We start from the raw sequence: 23,993 nt of genomic DNA on the forward strand, positions 1-23,993 counted from the left end.
GGTCGGGATGGCGCGGTTGTCCCCAACTGCGCCGCCCGGGGATGTCCTTCAGGTCGCCGTTCGGAGTGCTCGGCCCGACGACAGTGTTCCGTCGGGCCAGCGAGCGGCTCTCGGGTGACGGCGACTTCATCGAGTGGCAGATCCGGGGCGTGCGCCTCAACCATGCCTCCCGGCGATGACTGATACTGGACGGCGTGCATGAACCGCGACCGGCACATCTACCCCCTGCCCCGGAGAGACGGGAGAGCCTTGACGGGCTCGCGCCCGTGGTGAGGCCCGTGTGGTCAGCCGAGAAGGTGTGCAGCGCGCTTGGCATCAGTGCTGACGTTCTTCGCGATCGGCGGGAGGCCGGTTCAATCCTGGCGGTCACGACGAGTGATGGGGTGTACGTGTATCCGGTCGACCAGTTCCAGCGATGCGATGGAGTGGTCGAAGTTCGACCCGGCCTTCGCGTCCTGCTCAGGATCCTCCGTGAGTTCGACTCGTGGGCGGTGGCCGTCTTGATGCGCACCCCGGCCGAAGAACTCGACGGAGCCACGCCCGTGGCCTGGTTGAGCGACGGTGGGTCGATAGGCCAGGTGGAACACCTTGCGCGTTCGGTGGCGCGCGAGTGGGGTGCTGGACGGCACTGAAGGTTCCGTCTGGCGTCTGCTTTCTCGGCACGCGTCGTCAGCCCCGGGGCGGCTGGTGATAGACCCCAACGGCGCGCAGACCTCGTTGGCACGGGTTCGAGGTGAACGCCTAGTCGCTGTCAGGACTTGTGCCCCTATAGAACATAAATGTTCTCGTCTCCTGCATACCTGGTGACAATCCTCTGCGTGTGCCAGAAGTAAAGACCGGGACTCACCGGCCCCTGCCTGAACCGCTCGCCACCGCACTCGCGGACACACTCCGTGTGCGCCGCGACCTCGCACGCCTCACTCAGGAGCAGGTCGCTGCCAGTGCGCACATCTCGGTCCAGATGGTGCGGCGACTCGAGGCAGGCAGCAGCAACCCCACCCTCGGCACACTCCGCGCGGTTGCCACCGCCCTCGGCACCACCGTCGGATCGCTACTCGCCGAAGCAGGGCTGTGACGTGGCTTCTAAGCGACCCCTGACCATCGGCGAATACCCCGGTCAGCCCGTCGGGTCCCGTTATGACTCCCGCCGCGACGCCATGGAAAAACACGTCCACACTCAGTGGGGACGCGGCATCGACGCTCGCACTGACGAACCCGGCGCAGGTGCCATCTGCCCGTCCGGCGGCTATAGCGACGACATCGATCACGGCGACTGGATCCTCTACACCGGACAAGGCGGACGGGACGGCGCGACCGGTCGACAGATCACGAATCAGTCACTGAACGACCGAGACAACGCCGCGCTCGTCTACTCCCACCAGTACAACAGGCCCGTCCGCGTCCTGCGAGGCAACGGAGCCGACATCTACGCCCCCACCCACGGTTACCGCTATGACGGCCTCTACTGGGTCGACGACTACTGGACCGAACCTGGCAACGACGGCTTCCTCGTATGCCGGTTTCTCATGGTCCAACTCACCCCCGAGGAGGCATTGCCCTGGGTGCGCATGTCCGACTACCCCGGACAGAAACTGCCCACCGTGATGCGTTGGAACCGCACCCGACTCGACCGGCGCGAGCCACCCAAGGGTCGCGGCACGAGGATTCGACACGCCCAACTCACCCCGCCAGCGCCCCGCGCTCCCTCTGCGCCACAGCCCACGCAGCCGTTCGAGCCGCCCGTGCCGCCGGTGGACGAGCCCGAAGCCCCGGACATTTCCCCCCATCGGTCGCCGGGCAGCGAGGTACCGGAAGGCAAAGAGACGCCGGGCACGACGGCATCGATGGTGTACGGCAAGCAGCGAGACACCAAAGTTTCTAAGGCCGTCAAAGCCCTCTACGACAACCGCTGCCAAATCTGCCACATCCGAATCGAACTCGCCAACGGCCCCTACAGCGAAGGCGCACACATCCGCCCAATCGGTGAACCCCACAACGGAGCAGACAAGGTCAGCAACATGCTGTGCCTGTGCCCCAACCACCACGTCATGTTCGACCGAGGTGGGCTGTACATCGCTAGCAACTTCTTCGTCTATGAACGTGACGGAAGTCCCGTGGGGCCGTTGAATGTGGTCGTGAGCAAGCACTTTCTCAGCGCAGATGATCTGTCCTATCACCGCAAACATCACGGGTTCGAATGAGCCACACGAACGCACGGCCCACACCTCGTAGACACGTCGATGCGGCAGAATTTGAAACCGCGTACGACGGCTACGTGAAAGTACGCCTCGTCCATCGGCGTGGTCGAACTATCGTGCTTCCCGATCATGTGATGGTCTCCAGCAACGCGCCTTACTGGCTACAGCCCCAGTGGGTGTACCCGTCGATGTTGATGCTCGACGACCCCGGCTACACCGGCGTGCACCTCGCCGTGGCGAACCCATGGAACCGCGACATTATCATCCGGGTCGACATCACCGGAGACGGCTTCGTTACTGACTTTGCCGACCATTCTCAGATGTATCGCTGCACCATTCACGGCCCGGCGAACCTCGCGCTTTATAAAGCCGGGCGCTATCGCCTACGGGAAGACGGCGGCGTGGAACTTCGCCTTTACCACCACACCGCGAAGCCGTTCAAGCCCCTCATTCTCAAGAGTGGCTACATTCGAGGGTCGGCGTGGAACTTCCAAGGCACCCGCGAATTGGAGAACTGTGCCTACGCGTATTTCACCAGCCTCGACCGAATCGCGACCGACGCTGACCTTCAACGTATAGCAATGTCCGGGACCGGGCGTCTGCCCCTGCGGCTTGATCAATCGCCGGATGGCCTGCCTCCAGACCTGGTCCTGGATGTGTACAAGGAACGCCTTTCGCAGCGAACCGCGCGTGTCGGACTCTGGGTGCCCGCTGAACACATCGCGGCTTCGCACATATATGAACACCACACTAGGGTCGTGGAGTACGAGATGGCGCACCCATGGATCTATCGGGTGGGCCTTGAACCGGGTCAGAACTACGAGTTCCAGGGTGACAAGGCGCTGCGCGACCAGTCGGGGTTGAGGCGATTCGACTACGTCGTGCTCGGTGATTGCACTACCCTCGCAGGGCTCGCGGCACCGTACGACGAGGACGTCACCGGCGAGACCTTCGAAATCCAAGCCCTGAGAGGGCATACGATTTTCCAGTTCTGGCGCGAACACGGCAACCAGGAACTGTGGACCGGCACCACCGAAAAGCAAACGTTCCGGCCCGCCCCGTAGCCCCAATCAGGTTGGAAGCCGCAAGCATCACGAACGGACGCCCCCGTGTGCGGCGCATCGGTTGGCCCGCTGGGCTTCACCGTCTGGCGGTGGGACCGGCGACAGTGGGTCCGGGTCGGTCCTCTCCGGTGGTGCAGGGTACGCCGATGGTCGTACCGCAACCTTTCGAACCCGCGCATTGCTTCGCTGGTCTGCCCGCCGATCTTCCTGGACTCTCGCTGGGAGCAGCGATTCCGGCAGATCACTCGGGTGACGGGGGAGCAGGTCCTGCGGTCTCTAGGGAAAGGGCTCCTGCCGGTGGGACACCGGAACGACTGACGACGTGTACAAACTCGGCGAAGAAGTCCCCACTGGCGAGGTTCCAACGAGGCGAACGCGGGGGCTTGGGCGCTGTTGCATCCGATCCTGACGAGACCTGATCTGGCTGAAGCGGTGGGTCCAGCAAGACCATCGTTCGCGCTCCCGCTGGTTAGTCGTTCTGGAGCAGGGCATGAGTCCCGCCCCGATAATCGCCATGTCCTGCATACGATCAGGACCGCGCCTGTATCAGCACCGGGCAGCCCGCTACTCGTCAAACCTTGACTGGTTGTATTCGCACATGATCATTGGCCCCCGCACCTCTCCTGACCAGATCGTCATGCTGCTCGACATCTCGAAGTCGACGATCATCAAGCACGACCCTCAGGCGTGGACCGTCGTTGGACTGTGCCCCGGTTGTCGCGTTTGGACCCTCACCTACGAGCATCACCTGAACCCGGACGACGACCTCCCGCACGTCCAGCCCGCTGCGCGCGCCGTCATGGCTCATGCGAATGTGTGCGCTCGTTTTGCGGCGTACATAGCGCGTAAGCGTGACCCGATCTTGTGAGACCGAAGTCGCCGTCACCTCCAGTCGCGGGCCAGCATGCCGTCCTCTACGGCGAACGCCAGGGTTGATCGGGAGCAGTGCCGCCTCGCTCGGGCTGGACTCGGTTCGTCGCCTATGCACCGACCAGTCCGGTCACCTCATCGTAAGGACGCACGAGGGCTGAACCGCCGGGCGCTGCTTCAATCCGAAGGCACTCAGCGTGGCTATGTTTCTCGACAGGGGTGCCGGAGCACACATCGGATTGCGCGCCGTCACAGACGCTTGTCAGAAGAGTTCCGATGCGGTCTTGACGAGCGTGTCGGGCATCAGGGGGGTCGGCGTGATTGCAGTCCAGCAGACGAGGTAGATGTCGTCGGGTTGGGCCGGTGGCAGCGGCACGGGCGGTTCGGGAATGTTGAGGCCGTACTCGTCGGCAACGGCGGCGAGCGCGTCCACTGTGTCGCGGGCGGTCTTGGAGGAGGTGTCCGCCGCAGCGGCGTTCAGGGCAGCGCGGATCGCTCGCTGCACGCGGTTGGTGTAAGGCGCTTTGAGACGACTGGTCAGGGTGTCCTGCTTGTCGCCGAGGTGGTTGCCGTGTTGTTCGATGAAGTCGATGGCGTCGCGCATCACCTTCGGCAGGGGTGGTGCGAGGCGTCCGGGGTCGGTGCGGAGCGACCAGTCGAGGTGGATGTCGTCGCGTGCGACGGCCCAAGCGTCGAAGGCGGCTTGGTACATCTCGGGGCTGAGGTCGACGGCTGGCGTGGTGTCGTCGCCAGGGTCGGCGTGCGAGAGGCACGACAGCGTTTCCCGGATGACCTCGGGGGTCTGATCGCCGTCGGCGGTGGTGACGACGCGGGTGGTGAGGTCTTCGTTGAGGGGGACGTAACGGTAGAACGGTTTGTCGTGGTCACCGACGCGGGCGCAGAACACGAAGCCGGGGTCGGCGTGGTCACGTTCAAGGGCGGTGCCCGCACCCCATGGGAGCGCGAGGACTCGGGCTTTGGTGGTGGGGTTGTTGAACGCGTTGGTGAGGCGGCGGCGATACTCCTCGCCTGAGAGTGCCGCTGATCCGCCGTCTTCGAAGATGGCGGCTTCTTCGCGCTTGATCTGTTCGATCATGTCGCGGGTTTCGGTGATGGACCGTTCGACGGGGTCGACGCCTGGTAGGACGGTTCCGACGCCGACTGCGGCGGCGGCTTGCTTGAGTTTGCGTTGGAGGCGTTCTTCGAGGCCGAGGATGCGGTCGAGGTCTTCGTCGGGGAAGAAGCACCGCATGAACACGCGGGTATGGAGGGAGCCGATGCGGTCGATTCGTCCGTGCCGCTGGACGAGTTTCATCGGGTTCCACGGCAGGTCGTAGTTGATGATGTGCCGGGCCTGTTGAAGGTTGACACCTTCGGCGAGCACGTCGGTGGTGACGAGGAGGTCGTAGATGTCGTCCTCTTCGCCCGTTCCGGCGGTGAGGGGTGCGAATCCGGCGATGAGGTCGGTCCGGTTGGCCTTGTCGGGCCCGGACACGAGGGCGTACCGGTCACGGAAGTCACTCAACCGGGGGTCACTGATGAGGGCGTCCTTTAGTGCGGTTTCGATGTAGTTGGCCGTGTCGGCGAAGTAGGTGAAGACGAGAACTTTCCGCTTGTTGCGGGTGTCGTCGTCGCCGATGCCTTCGTCGGTTGCGTGCTTGGCGATGTCGGCCAGTTCGTTGATGAGACGTTCGATCTTGGGGTCGGTGGTGTGGTCGACGTGGCGGACTCGTTCATGCAACATCGCGAGGAGTGCACGGTCGGCTTCGACGGCCTCACGAAGGTCGGGGACGTTGTATCCGACGGCGTCGAGGGTGCCGTCGTCGTCTTCGAGTTCGGCAAGGAACTCTTCGGCGTCGTCCATGCCGACGGCGGCGAAGTCGCGCAGGTTGTCTCCGCTAAGGACGTATCCGGCGTCGAGTGCGTGGAGGAACCGGTCGTGGGACTCAAGCATCTTTTCGACGGTGCGGCAGAACGCGTACGCCGACGACTCGAACCGCTTCAGCAGCGCGGAACGCAGAAGCCCCGCGTTTTGGGCTTCGTAATGTTCGGTTTCGCCGTCGAGGCGGAACTGGGAGGGCACGTAGCGGGCCATCGTGAGGACCTGGCCGATGTCGGCCAGGATCACTCCTGCGCCTCCCACGCTTGCAACAACGTGGTCGTCGAGGTCTGCGCCGAGGGCGGTGGCGAGGGCGTCGAAGACGCCGGGCAGAACAGCGGAGAGGTCGTAGTCGACTCGCTGGACCTCGCAGGTCGGGAACGAGATTTCCTGCTCGACGCCGTTGATGCGGACTTTGTCGCCTCGGTAGTGGTTCTTCACGAACCGTCGGGTGCGGCGCACGGCGGTCGCGTCGAGGACGTCGAACAGTTGCTGCGCGGTGAGGTCGTCGGGGTCGGTTGCGATGGCCTGGTTGAAGTATTGACGCAGCGACGGGATACCAACGTCCGCGAACGCGTAGTCATTGCGAGCGAAGAACATGATGAGGTTGTAGAGATCTTCGAGGCTGTTGTTGACCGGGGTGGCGGTCAACAACACGAGGTCCTTCGGGACAGTTGAGTCAACGATCCGGTGCAACGCCTCGGCACGCAGTGTCAGGTTGTTCCGGAACGCGTGGGCCTCGTCGATGACGACCATCGCGTACTCGTCGAGGTTCTGCAGCGATGAGGTCTTCTTACCGGCGGAGTCAATGTTGTAGACGAGTTCCTCGTACGAGACGACGTCCGCGCGGAGGTTCATGTCACGAAGGAACCCCGACCACGTTGAATCACGAAGGGTCGCGGGGCAGACGATGAGGACCTTCTGCCGCCGCTCGACGGTCGCTTCGTAGATGAGTTCACCGGCGAGGAACGTTTTGCCGAGTCCGACTTCATCGGCGATGAGGACACCGTTGCGACGGTCGAGAATGCGCTTGGCGCGCCACACGCCGTCGGCTTGGAACGCGGTTAGCCCGAGCCGGGACCCGGCGGTCGCTTCCTCGAGGTCCGCGCCGTAGTTCTCGAACAGCATCCGGATGAAGATGTCCCACGGCTGGTGGGCCTCCCACCGGGCCTTGTAGAGCCCGGCGAGGTCGTAGGGCTTCGCCTTGTCCCACTGTTCGTTGAACCAGTCGATGACCTGCCGCACGGGGGTGGGCTGGTAGAGACCCAGGTTGAGTTCGTTGTTGCGAGCGAGCCCGGCGTACGTGAAGTTCGACGACCCCGCCAGCACGCCCGTGTCGTGTGTCTCAACGATGAACGCCTTGCCGTGCAGGAACCCGTCCTCGTAGCGGCGAACCTCGACGTTGGGGTGCTCTTCTAGCCACTTCACCAACCGACGTGCAGACGCGTCCGCGTCGCGGGTGAACCCAAGGAGGTTCCGGTCTTCTTCGAGCGACCGCGTGTGCCCTTCCAGCGCTCGTTGCACGTCGGGACCAGGGCCACGGCGACGAGCACGTTGACCGAGCGGACGCACGCGCGAGCGCTCATCCACATCCAGCGGTTCAGCGCCGAGCAGGAGGCGGACTGCGCCTACCTGTTCTAATTCCGACGCCAAGAGGCCGAACCCGCCGGGGTTGAAGTACGCGGTTGCGATCGCGAGAGACGGCGGACTCACCCACTGCGTACGCAGGTGCGACAGCAGGGTGTTGATGGCTGTGGAGACCTGCTCACCCGCGTCCGGGTTGTTCGTTGCAAACTCGGGCCGAGTCTTGTCGGGCAGTGTCGTCATTGGGCATCACCTTTCGACTCCCAGGCGTCGTAGTGCGCTAGGACCGCTTCGAGTCTCGGCTGGTAGTTCCAACCACGGTGGAAGGTCATGAACATGTGCTCTACGTCTGCCCGCTGGAGACCATAAAGGAGTGAGGACAGGGCGTCGATCTCGGCGATCAGTTCGTTCTTCGTAGCGTCCGTTGTGACGGAACCGACCGGTACTCCTACTTCTTCGGCCCATGCGGCGTATCGCCCATCAATTGCCGCAAGTCGTCCGCTTAGTTCCGTCAGCCGAACTCGGAGTGGGTTGTCATGACTGGGGCGTGGGATTGGGAATCCGTTCAAGATCTCAAACACCATGTTGAGTTCAACGACACGGCGGGCGTACCAATCGAGCGGGATCGAGGAGAGGATACCGAGCAGATAAGCCTCCTCTGGCGCACCGCCCTCCCGGCGCACGAAGTACGGAGCACCGTGCGTGAGTACGACGTTGGGTGGCACGAGCGCTCCACGGAACGTACGCGAGTCAGTGGATCTTGTGACGTTGCGGAATGCGATTCTTGGCCTAAGCGCATCTAGGGACTGGATGGTTCCGGCGGACATCCCGTGCAGCGCGGATCGTGCGCTCCGCGCTTGACGCTGCCGTTTCGCTAGGAGCGCGGGCAGGACGACCGCAGGGTCTGCGTACCCGTAGTAGGTACCTCCGTCGGGCTGCCAGATGTCAAACGAGACACCCTTATAGACCTTAATGTCGCCTGCAGGGCACGCAAGGTCCATGTCGAACAGGTGCTTGTCGGCGCTGGCGTGCAGTTCAGCGACGGGCCTGAACTCGAAGTTGCTGGTCGCAGTGTCCAGTCTGGGGTGCGAGCGCATCGCGCGAAATATCCTTACAGCATCGACGCCGGGAAGCATCGGAAAGGCGTGCCCGGTCGTCCATCCTGCAAACTCCTGGGATGGGATCGTGATGGTGTTTCCCGAACCCGCCGCCATCTCTCTTGCCGAGTGATACGGGCCCTCTAGCGTCACTGATCGTTCCGTCCCGCCCTTGCGAACGGTGGTGAGCGACACGGTGTACTGCGGGTGCACCTCGTCAAAAACCCACTGCTGACTGTTCACTAGCGTGCATACGTTCTCAAAGGACCCACCATCGACGACGGCTTTACGCCACATCGCGGTTCCAGATCCTGACAGCGCACTTCGGGGGAACACGATCCCGGCCCTACCGCCATCACGAAGGAGGTCCCAGTCCCGCCAGCAGAAAGCCTGGTAGAGGTCGATATCACCGCTGCCGAGCCCTGGGAATGGGCCCGCAGCGATGAGGCGACGCAAGCCTTGTGTGGCTTCTGCCTCCTCTAGGTACTCGGCGGCAAGATCCTCCCGCTCCAACTTCAAGCGGTCGATCTCTTCCCACATGGACTTGTTCGACAGAGACAACAGACCGGGGTGGCGAAGACCCCAGAACCGGTGTTCCTCGACCTTGACCTTCTCCCATGGCGGATTCCCCAAGATCGCGTCGAAGCCCCCGTTCACCCGCATGAAGACTTCTGGGAAGAGGTAAGGAAGGTGCGCCGCCTTCAACTTGCGGACGGCGAGTTGGACTGGGGAAGACTCGCCAACTGCGATGGCTTCGTCCGGGCCAGATGGGATGGGGCAAAGGCCCAGTCGGACCGCAACAGCCGCGTCAAGCAGGGCGCGAGCGTCTCCGGCATCATCCATGGCTTGCGCGTGTGCGCGAGTCGCCTCGCGCACCTCAGCCTTGGTGGCTTCAGCGGTTCGAGCCACCCTCATCAATCGGTCTCTAGCGGTCTTGAGTGCCTCCTCAATCTGGTCACCGAAGAGACTGAACTGTCCAGCGGAGGCTCGCGGCTCGAACACCGCCAATGCCTCATCAACGGTGCCGATGCCAGTGAGGCTGTTTCCGACGCGGAGTCCGTGGTCCAGGGACGACATTGGGAGGCCGGGAACGAAGGTGTGGATCCAGATGGCGAGTCGTGCCAGTTCGACGGCGATGAGGTTGAGGTCGAGTCCGTAGATGCATCGGCGGGCAATTTGGCGGCGGAGCAACATTGCGGTTTCGATCTCGACGGTCCCGGCTGCTTCGCCGAGCGCTTCCTCTGCTGCAATGGAGAGCCGAGTGAGTTCGTCGTTGATGTTGGGGATGGGGTTATCGGCGAGGAACTTGGCGAAGCGGGTCTCGATGCGGTCGATGGCAGCGACGAGAAAGTGCCCGGAACCCATCGCGAGGTCGGCGATGCGGAAGTCGAAAAACGCGTCCGCTGCGGCGGCTTCGTCGCCTGCGTCCAGCAACGTCTTGACTTTGGCTAGGTGGTCCGTCAGCGCGGATTCGAGGGCAGTGTCAAGGAGGTGCTCAACAGCGAACGCCTTGGTGAAGTACGACCCGGTTGCCTTACGGGCACCGGATGCGTTGTGAAAGTAGACCTGTCCGGCGCGCACCTCGACGTGGTCGGACGCCTTGGCGGGCAAGAACGCCCTCGTCTTCGCGTCTACCGTGAGGTCGGTGGGTGCGATGGAGAGCGACGATTCGAGGAGGCCCTCGTAGATGGTGCCGAACTCGCGAACGGATAATGACCGGAAATCGACCGGCCCAAGATCCTCGTCGGCCCCTCGGTCGATGAGCAGCGCCTTGAGCGCGGGACCAATTTCTGCGTTGGTGAGGCGCATCTGGGCGATGGCGTGCCCGGAGGGATGCAGGTCAGCGTCGGTGGCGAAGAGACCACCGTTGTAGGGGGGCACGTCCCATTCGCTGTTGCCGTCGTCTACTGCTCGCCAGACGGACAGGAGGTCTTCCCACCGGTCTGTGGCCTCGGCGTCGAAGGCGATGTCGGGGTTGGTTGCAAACTCGCGTGCGAGGGTTTTGAGGGCCTTCTTCGTGTAGCGCGGGTTGCGCCCGTATGGGAGGAGTCCTCGGTCTTCGGCGTAGGAGACGAAGAGCAGCCGGAACAGGATGACCAGGGTGCGGTGGTACGCCTCTTGGAGGTCTCGTTCGTCAAGGTCGACACCCTCGGCAGCCTGCATGGCGTTGGCGACTGCGACTGCGAGGGCGGGCACGACGTCGACGTAGACGCGGTCGCGCAGTCGGGCTCCGAGCGCTGCGGCGTGGTCGGCGGATGCGGCGAGGATCTGTCCGACCGTGCCGCCTTCGGCGAGTGCGTCGGGTGAGAAGAGGAGCGGGAGGTAGCCCGCGTCGTCGTTCGAGACGGTCGCGAGGTCGAGTTCGACGTAGGTCTCGGACTGGCCCTTTCGCCCGACGCCAATGTCTGGCTTGGCGGGGTAGAGCCGAAGCAGAGTGCCTCGTATGACGATCAGCCAGGGAAGGTTTTGTTCCTGTGCAATTGCGAGGCCCTGGGTGACCGGTGAGACGGCTCCGAAGCGCTGTCCGGGCCGATCGAACAGTTCGTTCTCGTTGAGGAGGACCGCCACCGCGTGCCGGGTACTCCCGACCGAGAGGATCTGAGCAAGCGATCCGTGGGCGGACGGCGTGTAGCCGAGTCCGGCGATGAGGTCGGTCCCGGTCTTAGTCAGGAGCGCTGTACCGGCGGTTCGGGCCGTCGGCCAGTCGGCTCGCGTGGGAACCCCGTGGCGAAGTTCGTGTGAGGCGAAAAGTCCCTTGTTCGTGAGCCCTGCGACGAGTTGGTCCTGGGGGCTGACCAGGAGCCGCTGGAGGGTGCGCTTGGCTGCTGCTGCGGTGGGTTCCGACAGGGCCGCAGAGCAGATTCGGTCGACCTTGCTGAGTTCGAGGCCCGGGATGGCGGTGGGGTCGGCGCTGGGTCCGCAGACGGTTGCTTCCCAGCCGGAGGCATTTTCGTGAGCGACGACGAGCAGGACCGGTGCGGCACGGCGGTTCCATCGAAGCGACCACAAGCGACGCACGTCGTCCATCTTTGGTGCGCCGGTGGACTTGGCGGTGACGACCTCTAGGGCGTCGGGTCCGAGGCCGATGGAGATGCGGATGGTTTCCAGGGCGGCGGGCGCACCGGGCGGGCGCATCCAGTCGATTTCCTGTGCGTCGGAATCGGCGAGAAAGTCGTCGAAGTCGAAAGTGCTCAAGTTCTAGTTTCCTTTGGCTGGTCCACCGTCTCTTGATCTTGCCTTAGGTATCGGACAGACAGCGGCAGGACGTGCTGCCTACGTCGAGTCGTCAATCTCGGCTCGGCCGCGCAGCCCCGCGAGAAGGCCCAGTACACCCTCGCGCCGCTTTGGGCACCCTCGAACCCGCGGACCTGGAGGGTCTAGCGGCAGCCACCGCCGGTGGCAACCGTTGTCGCGCCCCGAGACGCCTCGATCTACATGTAGAAGGCGTATCGCGACGCTGGGAGATCGGTGGGGCCTAGATGACGGAGGATCTCGCCGACCTTGTCAGCGGTGCGCAGGGTGATTGGCTCGCGTCCGTCGAGTTGGGTGGCGTTCCAGTTCATCTTGGTCAAAGACAGCAGTTCGGCGGCGAGGTCTTCAGGGCTGGTTTCGACCATGTGGAGCCGCATGCCGACTGGTTGCGGGATGTACATGCCGGGGTAGGTCTTCTAGAAGGGCACGCTACCGCGCGTGTAAAGGACGTGTCGGTGGTCGTCGAGCGTCATGAGGGTCCCACGCAGCGGCGGCTGTTGACCCTTGCGGAAGAGACGTAGGTGCTCGGATCGGCTGAGCCAGATGAGTTCGAGGATGTCGATGTACTGCTCGTTGGCGGCGGCGCGGAACCCGGCAGCCTCTTCGTCGGTGAACGCGGAAGTCTTGTGGAGCACAATCCTTGCGGGGCTCTGTTTGTGTTCGCGGCGGTACTTCTCGAGGGAGTCGCGCAGTAGTCGATGTGCGTCGTCCTCGGTGAGATGTGGCTGCCGGTCGATCTTGGAGATCCGGGCCTGTCCGCCACGGACGATGACGCCGTCGCCTCGCTGATTGAAGACCTGCGCGACGCTCGTTTCGAGTGTCTCATGCTCTTGAGTGCCGTAGAAGGCAACTCCCACGTAGCAACTGGCGAGGTCGCGCGGGTCGCGCGGGAGTCGCCAGGGGACGCCTCCAGCCTTGTAGTAGAGGGCGGTGTGGAGGTTCCACGCGCGGGTGGCCTCGTCCTGTTTGACCCTGACCTCAGCGGCTTTGGGGTCCTTGAAGGTCGGATCCCAGGTGGATCTGCGGATGAGTTGGATGGGCTGGCTGTAGCGAAGGGAGCGGGCTTTCAGAAGTGAGTGGAAGTCGCCGTGCCCAGCGGGTAGGGGCGCGGAAGCATCCTCGCCTGACTTACCTCGTCGAGTGCGCGTGCCGGTGTCGATGAGGTTGTCGGGGCGACAGACGATGACGACGTCGCAGTTTGGTTCTTCATGCAGGGCCTCGAGTTCGCGGTCGTAGATGTCGACGGCGGCTTGGGCTGCAGTGAGGGGGCTGGCTCCGTCGAGGGTGTCGAGGTCGCGCTTAGCGATGGGTCGTTCGAGACGGCTGTTCCAGATGATGGTGGAGCGGAAGGCGCGGTCGGTGTCGAAGCCCGGGAAGGGCATGTAGAGGTGCCCGAGGTGGCTCTTCTTGGCGGAGATGCTACTGCGGCAGGTGTCGAGCCATCGTTTGACGCCGTCGATGGAGGCTTGGGGGCCGATGATGCCGACGCGGATGACTCGGACGGCGGTGTCGTCAAGGTCGGCCGGGCCGTAAAAGTCGATGCCGTGTCGTGGGTCAATGTGATGACCGCCGTGAGCGAACTCGAGGGTGGGTTCGTCGAGGATCGTGATTTTCATTCCAAGTCCTCGAAGTCGAGCGCCATCTGGTCAGGGTTCGTGTCGATCCCGCCGGGCGGTAGCCAGTCTTTGTCGTCGATGCCCCGGTCGACGTCGAAGGTGACGAGTGGTCCGAAAGAGAGGATTCGGTCGTCGGACTGGTCGTCGTCGAGGAGGCTCAGTTGAGGGGTCTCGGTGTTGCCTCGGATGATGCCTGCCCAGAGTTGGGTTTCGCCTAGGACGGCGGAGTTGCGTTCAAGCCGTTTCATCTTGCTGAGGTAGTCGTCGGCGAAGGCGCTCTCCTTATAGCCGTCACTAGTGAAGAAGTAGTTTGGCCTCAGTTCGCAGAACCAGTGGCCGCCGATCTCGAGAAAGTTGTAGTGGACGGCTGCGTGCCGGTAGAACTGATGGCGAGTCGGGTCGTCTTTACGCTGGTAGAAGCCCTTGAAGGCGATCCGCTTACTGCCAGATGCGCTGAGGACCTTGCGCTCGGACAGGTCTGGGGTGGGTCTGTAGTGCAGGAACTTGCGGCCGTTGTTCCAGCGGCACGTGTCCCGTAGGTCATGTTGGAGTGCGGCTCCGAGGAGGCGTACGAAGAGACGGCGTTCGTCCGGGTTGCCGCCCGCGAGTTCACCGGTCGGTGTGCGCAGGGCTGCGGTCTCGGTGGAACGCACGAGGCCGGTTCCGGCGATCTGGTCCCAGGCGTAGATGCGGCCGTGGCTCAGAACGAAGTCGTTGCGCACCGAGTAGGGCGAGGCCCGTTGAGCGGCGTATATGGCCCCGACCGACGAGGTCGATGCCTGCGCACTGAAGAATGAGTCCGGGAACTCCACCGCTAGGAGGTTGCTGACTAGCGTTTCCGCACGCTGGTCGGCGACGGGCGTGTGTGCTTTGCCGTGGGGATCTGCCACGGCGAATAGGCGGGGCGGGGTGTCCTTGTCGAATCTCTGGGTCGCCTTGTCGAAGTCGACTCTGAGCGCGGCGCGGCGGGCCGGATCGGCGAACCAGGACTGGATGTGGGCCCACCAGGCTTCGCCTGTCTCGGGATGAGAGCAGACGAGGATGACGGGGTTGTGCCCGGCCTTCATCCAGTAGTCGACGTCTCGCGCCTTGCAGATGTAATGAAACTTGGTGTCGGTCTCACCGGGGAACCGATCGCTGGCCTTGCTCTGCACAAAGATGTGCTGGTTGCTCATCTCGCCGGTGTCCGGGTCGCGAAGTTCGATGGTGCCGTCGATACCGGGGTCGATGGTGCGTTCATGCCAGACCTGGTCCATTTGGCTGACGCGACGGTGGATGAGCGCGATACCGGCATCGCCTTTATGGGTGTTGTCGTCGATCATCTTGCCGAGGGTCACGGTGACATCATCTTCCGCAGAGTCCATGTCTAGGTGCTCATCCTGACTGATCGCACCGACAGTCCGGCGCGCTTCGAGCCCGGTCGCCAATGCAGAGCGGCGAAGCCGAAGCGCTGACGTCGCCTAGAAGCAGAACGGTGGGCTGATTGAAACTAACGACGCAACTGGGCCTGGAGTGGCGATAGAGAGGGCGCAGGCGCGGCACTCTGACTTTGGTAATCACGCCGTTTCGCGTATGTGTGCCCTCGTACCTGCAGTTCGGGAGACGAGGACGAGGCTTCGTGGAAGCATCCGAGAAGTGAGCAACCTCCTTGCGACGATCGTGGCCTCCCGCAAACTGCAACCCGAGCCGGTGGCCACGGACGCTCTGGTGCACCTGTGTGCAACCTCGAAGGCGGCTGCGTCCTCTATGTCTAATCTGCTGTCCGAACTGTGTCCGGGGACAACTACGACCGGGTTGAGGTTTACCGGGCAGGACATCGTGCCCGATGTGGAGGGACGGCCGGACCTCGTCGCATCTGACACGACAGGTACCCGGCTGGTTGTTGAGGCGAAGTTCGATGCCGCACTCACGAAGGCGCAGGTCAGTGGCGCGTATGTCGGGAAACTGACTGCGGGGACGCCTGCCGCACTGGTGTTCCTGGTTCCCCGCGACCGGATGCGGAACCTCTGGAGCATCATCTCGGTGACACCAGGTGGAGCACTCGCGCCCACCGTCCTGCCTGACGGGGCCGAGGAAGCCGGAGTCGCGTCAATGCCTCTCGGCACAACTAATCATGTGCTCGCAGTGGTGTCGTGGGAGTCGCTGTTGAATCGCCTGAGTAGCGACCTTTCGCTCGATGGGGATAGGGGCGGCGCTGCCGAATTGGCGCAGATCGCCGGACTGGTGAAGTGGCGGACCAGCACTGGATGGATCCCGGTGATGCAGGAGGACCTCCCACCCCGTGTGGGTCGTCAACTTCAGTCCCTTACCGAGGTCATCAAGGCAGTGTGCTCGCGCGCGTCGTCGAAGAAGGTCCGCAACGGCAGCGCTGACGGAGGCTTCGGTCGACACATCACCACGCCCTCGGGCAAGTCGATGTGGGTCGGCACCTGGCTGAACTGGTGGGACGAGCACGGTCCCGGACCCGCGTGGGCTCAGGTGAGTCTGAAGACCACTCAGGAGATGGCGTTGACGTCGCAAGCACTGACAGAGGCAGGGATTGGGCACCACGCTCGCCAGCAGGCAAACGACGTCCTAGTGCCCCTCGCCCTCCCGTTGGGCGCTGAGCGAGAGGCGGTCGAGATAGCACTCTTGGCGCAGGTCAAGGCAGTTATCGCTGCCGTCGACGCCCTCGCCGTAGAGGTGGTCGAGCAGGACGGCGACAGCATCGACGTCCCGTAGGTCCCTTGTGAGGAGGTTGAGGGACGCGGAGCCATCGCGCCGCTAGGCCGGTAACTGTGTCGGTCCCTGGTTCAGGCTGGCTGGGAGTGGAAGGTCGTGCTTCCTGGCGAGGTGAAGGGTCTGTCCATAGCGGACTGAAGTCTTGGCGAGGGAGCCTAGGACGGTGCTGTTGGTACCGGCTGCAGTAACCACGGCGATGGCGGGCATCTTGCTGACAACTTTTTCGATGGGCACGTGATTGCCGTTGCCCATCTGCTTCATCAGGCTCTCAAGAGCGTGGGCAATGCGGTGGTCGTTGCGGAACTTGTCGCTCCATCGGACTCGTCCCGCTCCGGCTTGAAAGGCGTCACTGGCACTCTTGACGGTGCCCGCCTTGGGCGCTTGGGCGGTCCAGGCTTTGCGTAGCATCCGTTCAAGGTGATGACGTTCGTCGTCACTGCTGGGATCGACGCCATATGCGTGGGCGGCGCGGGTCGCGATGGCTGTGGAGAGAGCGTGCATGACGACCAGGTCCGCGCCGATGGCGGCGACGGTGCCTGCGACCGGGACGAAAGTGAGTGCTCCCATGGCCCCGCCTTCCACCGCACCGGTAAGTCGGGAGCGCCAGGCGAGTTTGCGAGTGACGGTGTCGAGTTGCTCGAGGTCTAGCGTGCGAAGGTCAGCCATCGTCTCGATGTCGTGACCGTTGGCCCGGTGATGCGCGAGCACCTTCTCGGCGTCGCTAAGTTCTTGAACGGTCTCGGTGACAAGTTCGAGCAGCCCGACAACGGCGCGCACCGTGGGTTCAAGGGTCCGGTCGAGAACGACCCCGCCCGCATTCTTGACCGGCTGGGGCGTGATGTCGCGAACAAACCCGCCGGTTGCGCTCGCAACGCTCTTCACCGTGGCAGACGTAGATCCCACGGCGCTAGACACCTTCGGTGGGAGGCCGCGACGTTCAACCTTCTTCGTCCAATAGTCGTTGAGTTCAACCCATGCTTGCGCCTCGTAGCGAGACATCCCAGGTGCGCCGTCGGCGGTCATGAGCGATAGGTAAGCACAGGATGCCGACACCCGACGCGCGTTCGAGGAGAGCAGTGTGCATTGTTGCTTTCCGCCAGATAACTGGCCTTGCGGCCATGCTCTCAGGTCATGCGGCACCCCTTCACAGGCGCAGTTCGGTGTCGACCGCTAGCCGGGTGCGATCGTTCGAGTCGTGCCATAGGTGGGCGTACGTCTCGAGCGTCTCGCTGGGCGAAGAGTGCCCGAGGCGCGCTTGGACCGTCTTGGCTGACTCGCCATACCTGATGAGCAACGACGCGTAGTAGTGACGGAGCGCGTGCATGCCAGTGCCAGTCAGAGCATTGAGTCCGGCAGTCTTGGCTGCGGGTCGCCACAGGTGTCCGAACGCCTGCCGGGTGATGGGTTGGCCGCCGAGAGTGAAGATTAGGCCGTCGTCGGCGACGTCGTGCAGCCGGATGTGGTGGTCGAGTGCTTCGACCACCACCTGTGGGAGGGGGATGATTCGGCGGCTGGTTGATGTCTTGGGCGGACCGAAGGCGGTGGTGGGTCCGGGGAGCGTGCGGAGTTGGCGGTCAACGATGACGACCGGGTCTTCGCCGCCGAGGCGTAGCCGGTCGCGAGTTATCCCAAAGACCTCTCCCTGTCGCATGCCGGTTCCGGCGGTAACCGTGACGAGTGTCCGGAGACCGCTGGGGACGGCGTCGCGTAGCCGCACGACTTGTTCGGTTCGTAGCGGCACCACGAGTCGTCTCTCCCGCTGCGGGAGCCTCGTGTGGTCACAAGGGTTAGATAGGACTCTTCGATCGTTCACGGCGGCACGGAAGATCGAGGAGACGATGCCGTGTACTACTCGGAGCGTGGACCCGGCCAACACCTCGCTGAGCGTCTGAACCCACCGTTGGATGTCGGTGTGGACAATCGAATCGAGTCGTCTCGATCCGAGGCTTGGGTAGACGTGGCGGCGGAGCATGGTCTCGACGTGTGCGGCGCTGCTAGCCCGGTGCAGACGCATGGCCCGCCACGCCTCCGCGAAGGCTTGGAAGGTGATCCGTCCGTCGGCCGTTCCGAAGTGTTTCCCGGACTCAATTGAGGTTGCTACGCCGTTGAGCCATCGGTGCGCGTCCCCCTCGTCGATGAAGTGCCGGGCGTGTTCGCGGCCGTCCGCGTCCCGGAACCGCGCTCGCCAGCGGCCGTTTGGCCGTCTACTAACACTCGCCAATGAACTTCCCTGGGTTTGATGGTTGCCTCATGAGTTCCGCGCCTCGCAGTCCGGATCGGGGCTGGGAGTGCGGTCACGGTTCTGCGCGTCAGGATCCTGATCGCGGCGGTGTCCAACCTGTGCTTTGGACAACGAGGGGACGCGGTAGGTCGCCCCAGTCGAACCAGTCCTCGCAGGTGGGGTCGGTCCACTGCTGCGATGACGCCGCCGTTGGGTCATGCCAGGGCAGTGTGGGATGCGCTGCCCGGACCCAAATGCCGCCAGTGAACGGGTTGAGGACAACCGAACCAAGACCTTCGGGTTCAGGGGTGGGACGTCCGGAGAAGAGATCGAGGACTGACCTCACGTGCGGGGCGTAGTTGCGGCAGGTGCAGTCGGGACCATCGAACGCAACTCCCCCTATAGCCTCATCGCTCAGTGCGTGCCAGGCCCGGGCGACCATCTCGGTGGTGGGAACAACCGGATTCGGCGAATACGACCCATCGGCGGAAGCGAGTTGAGCAGGCATGGGGTCTGCACCGGGGTCGGTCATTGTAGAAGTCCTTCGCATGAGTGTGTTGTTAGCCACGTGAGTCCCCCGCCCGTCTATCGAGCGTTGTCCTGAGGCTCGTCGGGCCTACGCCTTGCACGTCGATGGCGGCTTCAGTGACGCCATTTTCGCGTTGGAGGTGAATCCGGCGACCCTGGTCGAGGGCCTTCGACTCGATAGTTGACTCGCCAGGTCGGGGCGGGTCGGGAACCTCGCGTTATGCGCGAGGTATGCCCGTGCCGTCAGGAAGGTGGCGAGCAACTGTGACCGCGCCGAGTCACGGTCACTTCGATCGTCTCGTGGTCCGCCGCCACCAGGTGCATGTGTTCGGTTGGCTTGCCGACGCGGACGTGGTCGATGAGTGCAGATAGGGCATCCAGGAACGACTCTCGTTCGGTGTGTCCGCCGACTGGCGTGACCGTTGCGATCTGCTCAGGTCTGAGAGCGATGACGTCCGACCCATCCTGCGGCTCGACCTCGACGACGAGTGTCGTCGATCCTTGGGGAAGGGTGACTGTCTCCGCGCCGTATGACCAACCCTGTACGACTTCGCCGCTGTGAAGAGTGATCTGAACATCGTGCTGCAAGGAGGCGGCCCGCAGTGGGAGGACTTGACCGTCGGTCGTCGGGAACCGCCAGCATGTGCAGACGGGCTCGTTCACGAAAACCACTCTCCTTGCGGCTCAACCTCGACGAGCAGAACATATATGTCCTAGTCATCGAAATCTCAAGAGGTGTCTGCTGGTCTCAACGAACGAGTTCGGTGCATCCCATCCGGTCTGCAACGCGTCACGTCGTTCTGGGATCCGTGGACTCAGCCCGAAGGGTCGAAGGAGTCGTCGTCGTGCCGCTCCAAGGTCATCCCGCCGCCCACATGGTTGTTGCCTCGCAGCGGCCCTAGGGTCATGGTTGACAGTGCGGGGGTCAGGGGTGGAAGTGGTTGCCCGACCCCAGCGTGCCCAACTGCAGCTCCCAGCGCCCGGCGTACGACGCGGGGTCGAAGCCGGCCTGCTCGGCGCGTCGGGTCAGCTCCTCCAGCCGCACCCGCGTGTGGTCGCGGCTGATCGTCCGGTTGCTGACGCCGGCGGAGAGCGGGATGGCCCGCTCGACGGCCTCGCGCAGGCTGCGCCGCTCGGCGGGCAGCTTGTCGCGGGTGAGCTGGGTGCGCACGGCGATCATGCCGCAGCCGATGTCGACGCCGACGGCGGCCGGCATGATCGCGCCGAGCGTGGGGATGACCGACCCGACGGTCGCCCCCCGTCCCAGGTGGGCGTCGGGCATCAGCGCGAGGTGCGGGTGGATGAACGGCATCGTCGACGCCGTCACCGCCTGCTGGCGCGTGCCCTCCTCGAGGATCGAAGCCCAGCTGATGAGCTTCTTGGTGATCTGCTCCATGGTCCTTTCCTTGCTGGCAGTCGTCGGCCGGGCGGCCGACGACTGCCGAAGGTAGGTGCCCGGAAACGCCTTGCTCGACGGGTTTTGAGTGTGCTGGTCAGCTCACGCGGACCTTGCGGCGGGCGACGGGGTAGGCGTCACCCTCCACGAACTCCCGGGTCATGCCGGTGTGCAGGGCTTCGTCCACCTGGAAGGGGCCCTCCTCCGCGACGGCGCGCTCGATGCCGTGCATGAAGATGCCGCCGGCCCGGACCCAGCGCGGCTCGCCGAGGCAGGTACGCGGGATCGAGACCCGCACCCGGTCGTGGCGCGGCTGGAGGCGGACCCGGTCGCCACGGCACGCCACCTCCTCGTCCGAGTCGGACTTCGCCGTCTCCTGGAAGAAGTGCATGCGGAGACCGTCGACCGCGAAAGCCGTGAGCGTGAAGTCCCCGCGTGGGGTCACCAGTCGGACCCCCACGCCGGTGCCCCCGGTCCGCAGGTCACGCAGACCCAGCGTCACCGTCACGCGACGGGTGCCGTGTCGCACGCTCAGGCGGGTGATGTCGGCGGCCACGTCGTCCGGGTTGGCGGTGATCTTGGTCAGGTCGTCGTCGTACGGCACGTCGACGACGTCGCCCCGAGCGTCGCGGTGCGTCCAGGTCTCCGCCGCCGCGCTGCCGGCCGTGACGACCGGCGTCGCGAGCAGCGCCAGCGCGCTCAGGAGTACGGCGGCGCGCCTCACCCGACCCGGACCTTCTTGCCGACCTTCAGCGGGGCGTCGCTGGCCGCGGCCTCCTCGCTGCCCGTGCGCAGCGCCTCGTCGAGAGTGACGGTCGTGGTCTCGTCGCCGCTCAGCAGGTTGCCGCGGAGGAAGCCGGCGCCGGCCCGGACCCACTTCGGGTTGCCGAGGCAGACCCGGGGGAACGTGAGCGTGACCCGGTCGCGCTTGGTGTCGAAGGACTGTTTCTTCCCGCGGCACGGCACGTCGGTCGCGCGCCGGCCCTCGCTGAGGCTGAAGATCCGCATGTCGCTCGTGCGGAACACCGAGACGTCGTACGCCGTCCGAGGCGTCACGATGCGGCCGATCAGCGCGCTGTCACCGCTGCGGAGGTCCCGGATCTTCAGCGTGATGACCACCTTGCGCGGGGCGTGCTTGACGGTGAACTTCGTGATGTCGGTCGTCGCCTCGTCGGGATCGACCTCGCCGGTCGGCTTGTCGTCGGCGATGCCGATCCGGACGACGTCGCCGCGCGCGTCCTCGTGCGACCAGGTGCCGGCGTGCGCCGAGCCGGCGGTGGCGACCGGCGCGGTGAGCAGGGTCAGGGCGGCGGCGAGCAGGGCGACGCGGGTGCGCCGGCGGGGGAGGGGCACGGGGGGTCCTTCCGGGGTGGGGTCGAACCCCGAAGGTTAAGGACCGGCGGCGCTCCCCGCTGGCGATTCACCGAACGTCCGGTGGATCGAGACGCGAGTCTCAGCCGGCGACGACCGCGGCCGCGACGACCGCGACGACGAACGCGAGGATGAGGAGCAGGGTGACGACCAGACCGACCACGCCCGGCCGTGGCTGCTTCTCGTGGCCGATCCGGCCGCGGGTGAACTGGTGCAGCGGGGCGGCGTAGAAGACCGGGACGGTCTGGCCGGGCGCCACGTCGATGTCGAGGGTCGCCTGGCCGTACTCGCGCAGCCACTGGCAGCTGATGTCGACCCGGATCCGGCCGGGGTGGACCAGGATCGGGTTCTGGCCGTACGACGCCGGCACCGGGTGGCCGTTCATCCGTACCTTCGGCGCGATCATGTTGCTGGTCATCACGCTGCCCTGCAGCGTCAGGGCGACCCACCCGGCCGGGGCCTGGGCCGGGGGCGGCTGCGAGGACGGCTGCGAGGGGGGCGGACCGGGCGGCGGGGGAGGCAGGCTCACGCGGGCAAGTCTTCCGCATCGACGATCCGGTAGGCGTACCCCTGCTCGGCCAGGAACCGCTGCCGGTTCTGGGCGAAGTCGGCGTCGACGGTGTCGCGGGAGACGACGGTGTAGAAGCGGGCCACCTTGCCGTCGTGTCCGGGGCGGAGCAACCGGCCGAGCCGCTGCGCCTCCTCCTGCCGGGACCCGAACGACCCGGAGACCTGGATGGCCACCTCGGCGTCGGGCAGGTCGATGGAGAAGTTGGCGACCTTGGAGACCACCAGCAGCCTCTCCTCGCCGGAGCGGAACGCGTCGTACAGACGCTGGCGCTCCTTCACGCTGGTGTCGCCCTTGATGACCGGGGCGTCGAGCGCGGCGGCGAGCTCGTCGAGCTGCTCGAGGTACTGCCCGATCACCAGCGTCGGCTGGTCGGCGTGCTGCGCGACCAGGTCCTGGACGACCCGGGTCTTCTCGGCGGTGCAGGAGGCGATCCGGTAGCGCTCCTCCGGCTCGGAGGTCGCGTAGACGATCCGCTCGTCGTTCGGCAGCGTCACCCGCACCTCCACGCAGTCGGCGGGCGCGATCCAGCCCTGCGACTCGATGTCCTTCCAGGGGGCGTCGTACCGCTTGGGGCCGATCAGGGAGAACACGTCGCCCTCGCGGCCGTCCTCGCGCACCAGCGTCGCGGTCAGGCCGATCCGCCGGCGCGCCTGCAGGTCGGCGGTCATCCGGAAGATCGGCGCCGGGAGCAGGTGCACCTCGTCGTAGACGATGAGGCCCCAGTCGCGGGCGTCGAGCAGCTCGAGGTGCGGGTAGGCGCCCTTCCGCTTCAGCGTCAGCACCTGGTACGTCGCGATCGTGACCGGGCGGATCTCCTTGACGGCGCCGGAGTACTCGCCGATCTCGTCCTCGGTCAGCGAGGTGCGCCGGACCAGCTCGTCCTTCCACTGCCGCGCGCTGACCGTGTTGGTCACGAGGATCAGCGTCGTGGCCTGCGCGTGCGCCATCGCCGCCGCCCCGACGATGGTCTTGCCGGCTCCGCACGGGAGTACGACGACGCCCGAGCCGCCGTGCCAGAACGAGTCGGCCGCGTCGCGCTGGTAGTCGCGCAGCGTCCAGCCGTCCTGGGCCAGGTCGATCGGGTGCGCCTCGCCGTCGACGTACCCGGCGAAGTCCTCGGCCGGCCAGCCCAGCTTCAGCAGCGCCTGCTTCAGGTTGCCGCGCTCGGAGGCGTGCACGACCACGGTGTCGTCGTCGATGCGGGCGCCGAGCATGCCCTGCACCTTCTTGGCCCGCAGCACCTCCTCCAGCACCGGCCGGTCGGTGCTGGCCAGGGTCAGCCCGTGCACCGGGTGCTTCTCCAGCCGCAGCCGCCCGTAGCGGGCCATCGTCTCGGCGACGTCGACGAGCAGCGCGTGCGGCACGGCGTACCGGCTGTACTCCAGCAGCGTGTCGACCACCTGCTCGGCGTCGTGGCCCGCGGCGCGCGCGTTCCAGAGGCCGAGCGGCGTCAGCCGATAGGTGTGGATGTGCTCGGGGGAGCGCTCCAGCTCCGCGAACGGCGCGATCGCCTTGCGGCAGTCCTGCGCGCGCTCGTGGTCGATCTCGAGGAGGAGGGTCTTGTCGGACTGGACGATCAGGGGTCCGTCGTTCACCGGACAAGTCTACGGAGGCCCCCCGACGCC

18 protein-coding genes are annotated in these 23,993 nt (G+C 64.9%); 5 read left to right on the forward strand and 13 right to left on the reverse strand.

The genetic code is table 11. The features are described 5' to 3' along the window. Positions 1–820 precede the first annotated feature (820 nt). The 4 genes from V7S47_RS25670 (at position 821) to V7S47_RS01215 (ending at position 4,130) form a co-directional block, all read left to right on the forward strand. A complete protein-coding gene (locus tag V7S47_RS25670) occupies positions 821–1,075 on the forward strand; it encodes a helix-turn-helix domain-containing protein (RefSeq protein ID WP_442945323.1) in 255 nt (84 codons plus the stop codon). A gap of 1 nt (position 1,076) precedes the next feature. Beyond that, on the forward strand, positions 1,077–2,201 hold the full coding sequence (locus tag V7S47_RS01205; RefSeq protein ID WP_336559907.1) for a YDG/SRA domain-containing protein: 1,125 nt from the start codon (positions 1,077–1,079) through the stop codon (positions 2,199–2,201). Further along, positions 2,198–3,262, forward strand: a complete 1,065-nt coding sequence (locus V7S47_RS01210; RefSeq protein WP_336559908.1) for a hypothetical protein — start codon at positions 2,198–2,200, stop codon at positions 3,260–3,262. The genes V7S47_RS01205 and V7S47_RS01210 overlap by 4 nt, the downstream gene beginning before the upstream one ends. Before the next feature lie 637 nt (positions 3,263–3,899). Then, positions 3,900–4,130, forward strand: a complete 231-nt coding sequence (locus V7S47_RS01215; RefSeq protein WP_336559909.1) for a hypothetical protein — start codon at positions 3,900–3,902, stop codon at positions 4,128–4,130. A gap of 264 nt (positions 4,131–4,394) precedes the next feature. Here the strand turns inward: V7S47_RS01215 and V7S47_RS01220 are convergent, their stop codons facing one another. From V7S47_RS01220 to V7S47_RS01240, 5 genes are all read right to left on the reverse strand, one after another. Beyond that, complete coding sequence (locus V7S47_RS01220; RefSeq protein ID WP_336559910.1) at positions 4,395–7,838, reverse strand: SNF2-related protein; 3,444 nt, start codon at positions 7,836–7,838, stop codon at positions 4,395–4,397. Next, positions 7,835–11,887 carry an Eco57I restriction-modification methylase domain-containing protein gene (locus V7S47_RS01225; RefSeq protein ID WP_336559911.1) on the reverse strand — a complete coding sequence of 1,351 codons (4,053 nt, stop codon included), beginning with the start codon at positions 11,885–11,887 and terminating at the stop codon, positions 7,835–7,837. Before V7S47_RS01225 ends, V7S47_RS01220 begins: the two co-directional genes overlap by 4 nt. 236 nt (positions 11,888–12,123) lie before the next feature. Further along, positions 12,124–12,345 carry a hypothetical protein gene (locus V7S47_RS01230; RefSeq protein WP_336559912.1) on the reverse strand — a complete coding sequence of 74 codons (222 nt, stop codon included), beginning with the start codon at positions 12,343–12,345 and terminating at the stop codon, positions 12,124–12,126. A gap of 15 nt (positions 12,346–12,360) precedes the next feature. Beyond that, positions 12,361–13,560, reverse strand: a complete 1,200-nt coding sequence (locus V7S47_RS01235) for an argonaute/piwi family protein (RefSeq protein WP_336559913.1) — start codon at positions 13,558–13,560, stop codon at positions 12,361–12,363. Next, on the reverse strand, positions 13,557–14,897 hold the full coding sequence (locus V7S47_RS01240; RefSeq protein ID WP_336559914.1) for a DUF4365 domain-containing protein: 1,341 nt from the start codon (positions 14,895–14,897) through the stop codon (positions 13,557–13,559). Before V7S47_RS01240 ends, V7S47_RS01235 begins: the two co-directional genes overlap by 4 nt. A gap of 298 nt (positions 14,898–15,195) precedes the next feature. Here V7S47_RS01240 and V7S47_RS01245 point away from each other — a divergent pair, with 298 nt between their 5' ends. Then, positions 15,196–16,281, forward strand: coding sequence for a hypothetical protein (locus V7S47_RS01245; RefSeq protein WP_336559915.1), 1,086 nt, complete (start codon positions 15,196–15,198; stop codon positions 16,279–16,281). A 42-nt stretch (positions 16,282–16,323) separates the two neighbouring features. Here the strand turns inward: V7S47_RS01245 and V7S47_RS01250 are convergent, their stop codons facing one another. From V7S47_RS01250 to V7S47_RS01285, 8 genes are all read right to left on the reverse strand, one after another. Then, entirely contained in the window at positions 16,324–17,304 is a 981-nt protein-coding gene (locus V7S47_RS01250) for an EcsC family protein (protein ID WP_336559916.1), read from the reverse strand. 121 nt (positions 17,305–17,425) lie between these two features. Then, entirely contained in the window at positions 17,426–18,502 is a 1,077-nt protein-coding gene (locus V7S47_RS01255; RefSeq protein ID WP_336559917.1) for a tyrosine-type recombinase/integrase, read from the reverse strand. Between the two features lie 771 nt (positions 18,503–19,273). After that, entirely contained in the window at positions 19,274–19,693 is a 420-nt protein-coding gene (locus V7S47_RS01260) for a hypothetical protein (protein ID WP_336559918.1), read from the reverse strand. Positions 19,694–19,955: 262 nt separating this feature from the next. Next, positions 19,956–20,426, reverse strand: a complete 471-nt coding sequence (locus V7S47_RS01265; RefSeq protein ID WP_336559919.1) for an RtcB family protein — start codon at positions 20,424–20,426, stop codon at positions 19,956–19,958. Positions 20,427–20,523: 97 nt separating this feature from the next. After that, positions 20,524–21,150 carry a hypothetical protein gene (locus tag V7S47_RS01270; RefSeq protein ID WP_336559920.1) on the reverse strand — a complete coding sequence of 209 codons (627 nt, stop codon included), beginning with the start codon at positions 21,148–21,150 and terminating at the stop codon, positions 20,524–20,526. Next, positions 21,147–21,779, reverse strand: coding sequence for a hypothetical protein (locus tag V7S47_RS01275; protein ID WP_336559921.1), 633 nt, complete (start codon positions 21,777–21,779; stop codon positions 21,147–21,149). The genes V7S47_RS01270 and V7S47_RS01275 overlap by 4 nt, the downstream gene beginning before the upstream one ends. 100 nt (positions 21,780–21,879) lie before the next feature. Then, positions 21,880–22,326 carry a hypothetical protein gene (locus V7S47_RS01280; protein ID WP_336559922.1) on the reverse strand — a complete coding sequence of 149 codons (447 nt, stop codon included), beginning with the start codon at positions 22,324–22,326 and terminating at the stop codon, positions 21,880–21,882. Beyond that, positions 22,323–23,963: a DNA repair helicase XPB gene (locus tag V7S47_RS01285; RefSeq protein ID WP_336559923.1), complete on the reverse strand. Its 1,641-nt coding sequence runs from the start codon at positions 23,961–23,963 to the stop codon at positions 22,323–22,325. Before V7S47_RS01285 ends, V7S47_RS01280 begins: the two co-directional genes overlap by 4 nt. Positions 23,964–23,993: the final 30 nt, after the last annotated feature.

It is taken from the genome of Nocardioides sp. CCNWLW216 (assembly GCF_037120545.1).
GTDB lineage: Bacteria > Actinomycetota > Actinomycetes > Propionibacteriales > Nocardioidaceae > Nocardioides > Nocardioides lianchengensis.

Excerpts from the sequence above, each read along its gene's own strand:
- V7S47_RS01230 (WP_336559912.1), bottom strand. The coding sequence starts at position 12,345 with ATGTACATCCCGCAACCAGTCGGCATGCGGCTCCACATGGTCGAAACC.
- V7S47_RS01220 (WP_336559910.1), bottom strand. The coding sequence starts at position 7,838 with ATGACGACACTGCCCGACAAGACTCGGCCCGAGTTTGCAACGAACAAC.
- V7S47_RS01210 (WP_336559908.1), top strand. The coding sequence starts at position 2,198 with ATGAGCCACACGAACGCACGGCCCACACCTCGTAGACACGTCGATGCG.
- V7S47_RS01235 (WP_336559913.1), bottom strand. The coding sequence starts at position 13,560 with ATGAAAATCACGATCCTCGACGAACCCACCCTCGAGTTCGCTCACGGC.
- V7S47_RS01250 (WP_336559916.1), bottom strand. The coding sequence starts at position 17,304 with ATGACCGCCGACGGCGCACCTGGGATGTCTCGCTACGAGGCGCAAGCA.
- V7S47_RS01265 (WP_336559919.1), bottom strand. The coding sequence starts at position 20,426 with ATGGAGCAGATCACCAAGAAGCTCATCAGCTGGGCTTCGATCCTCGAG.
- V7S47_RS01215 (WP_336559909.1), top strand. The coding sequence starts at position 3,900 with ATGCTGCTCGACATCTCGAAGTCGACGATCATCAAGCACGACCCTCAG.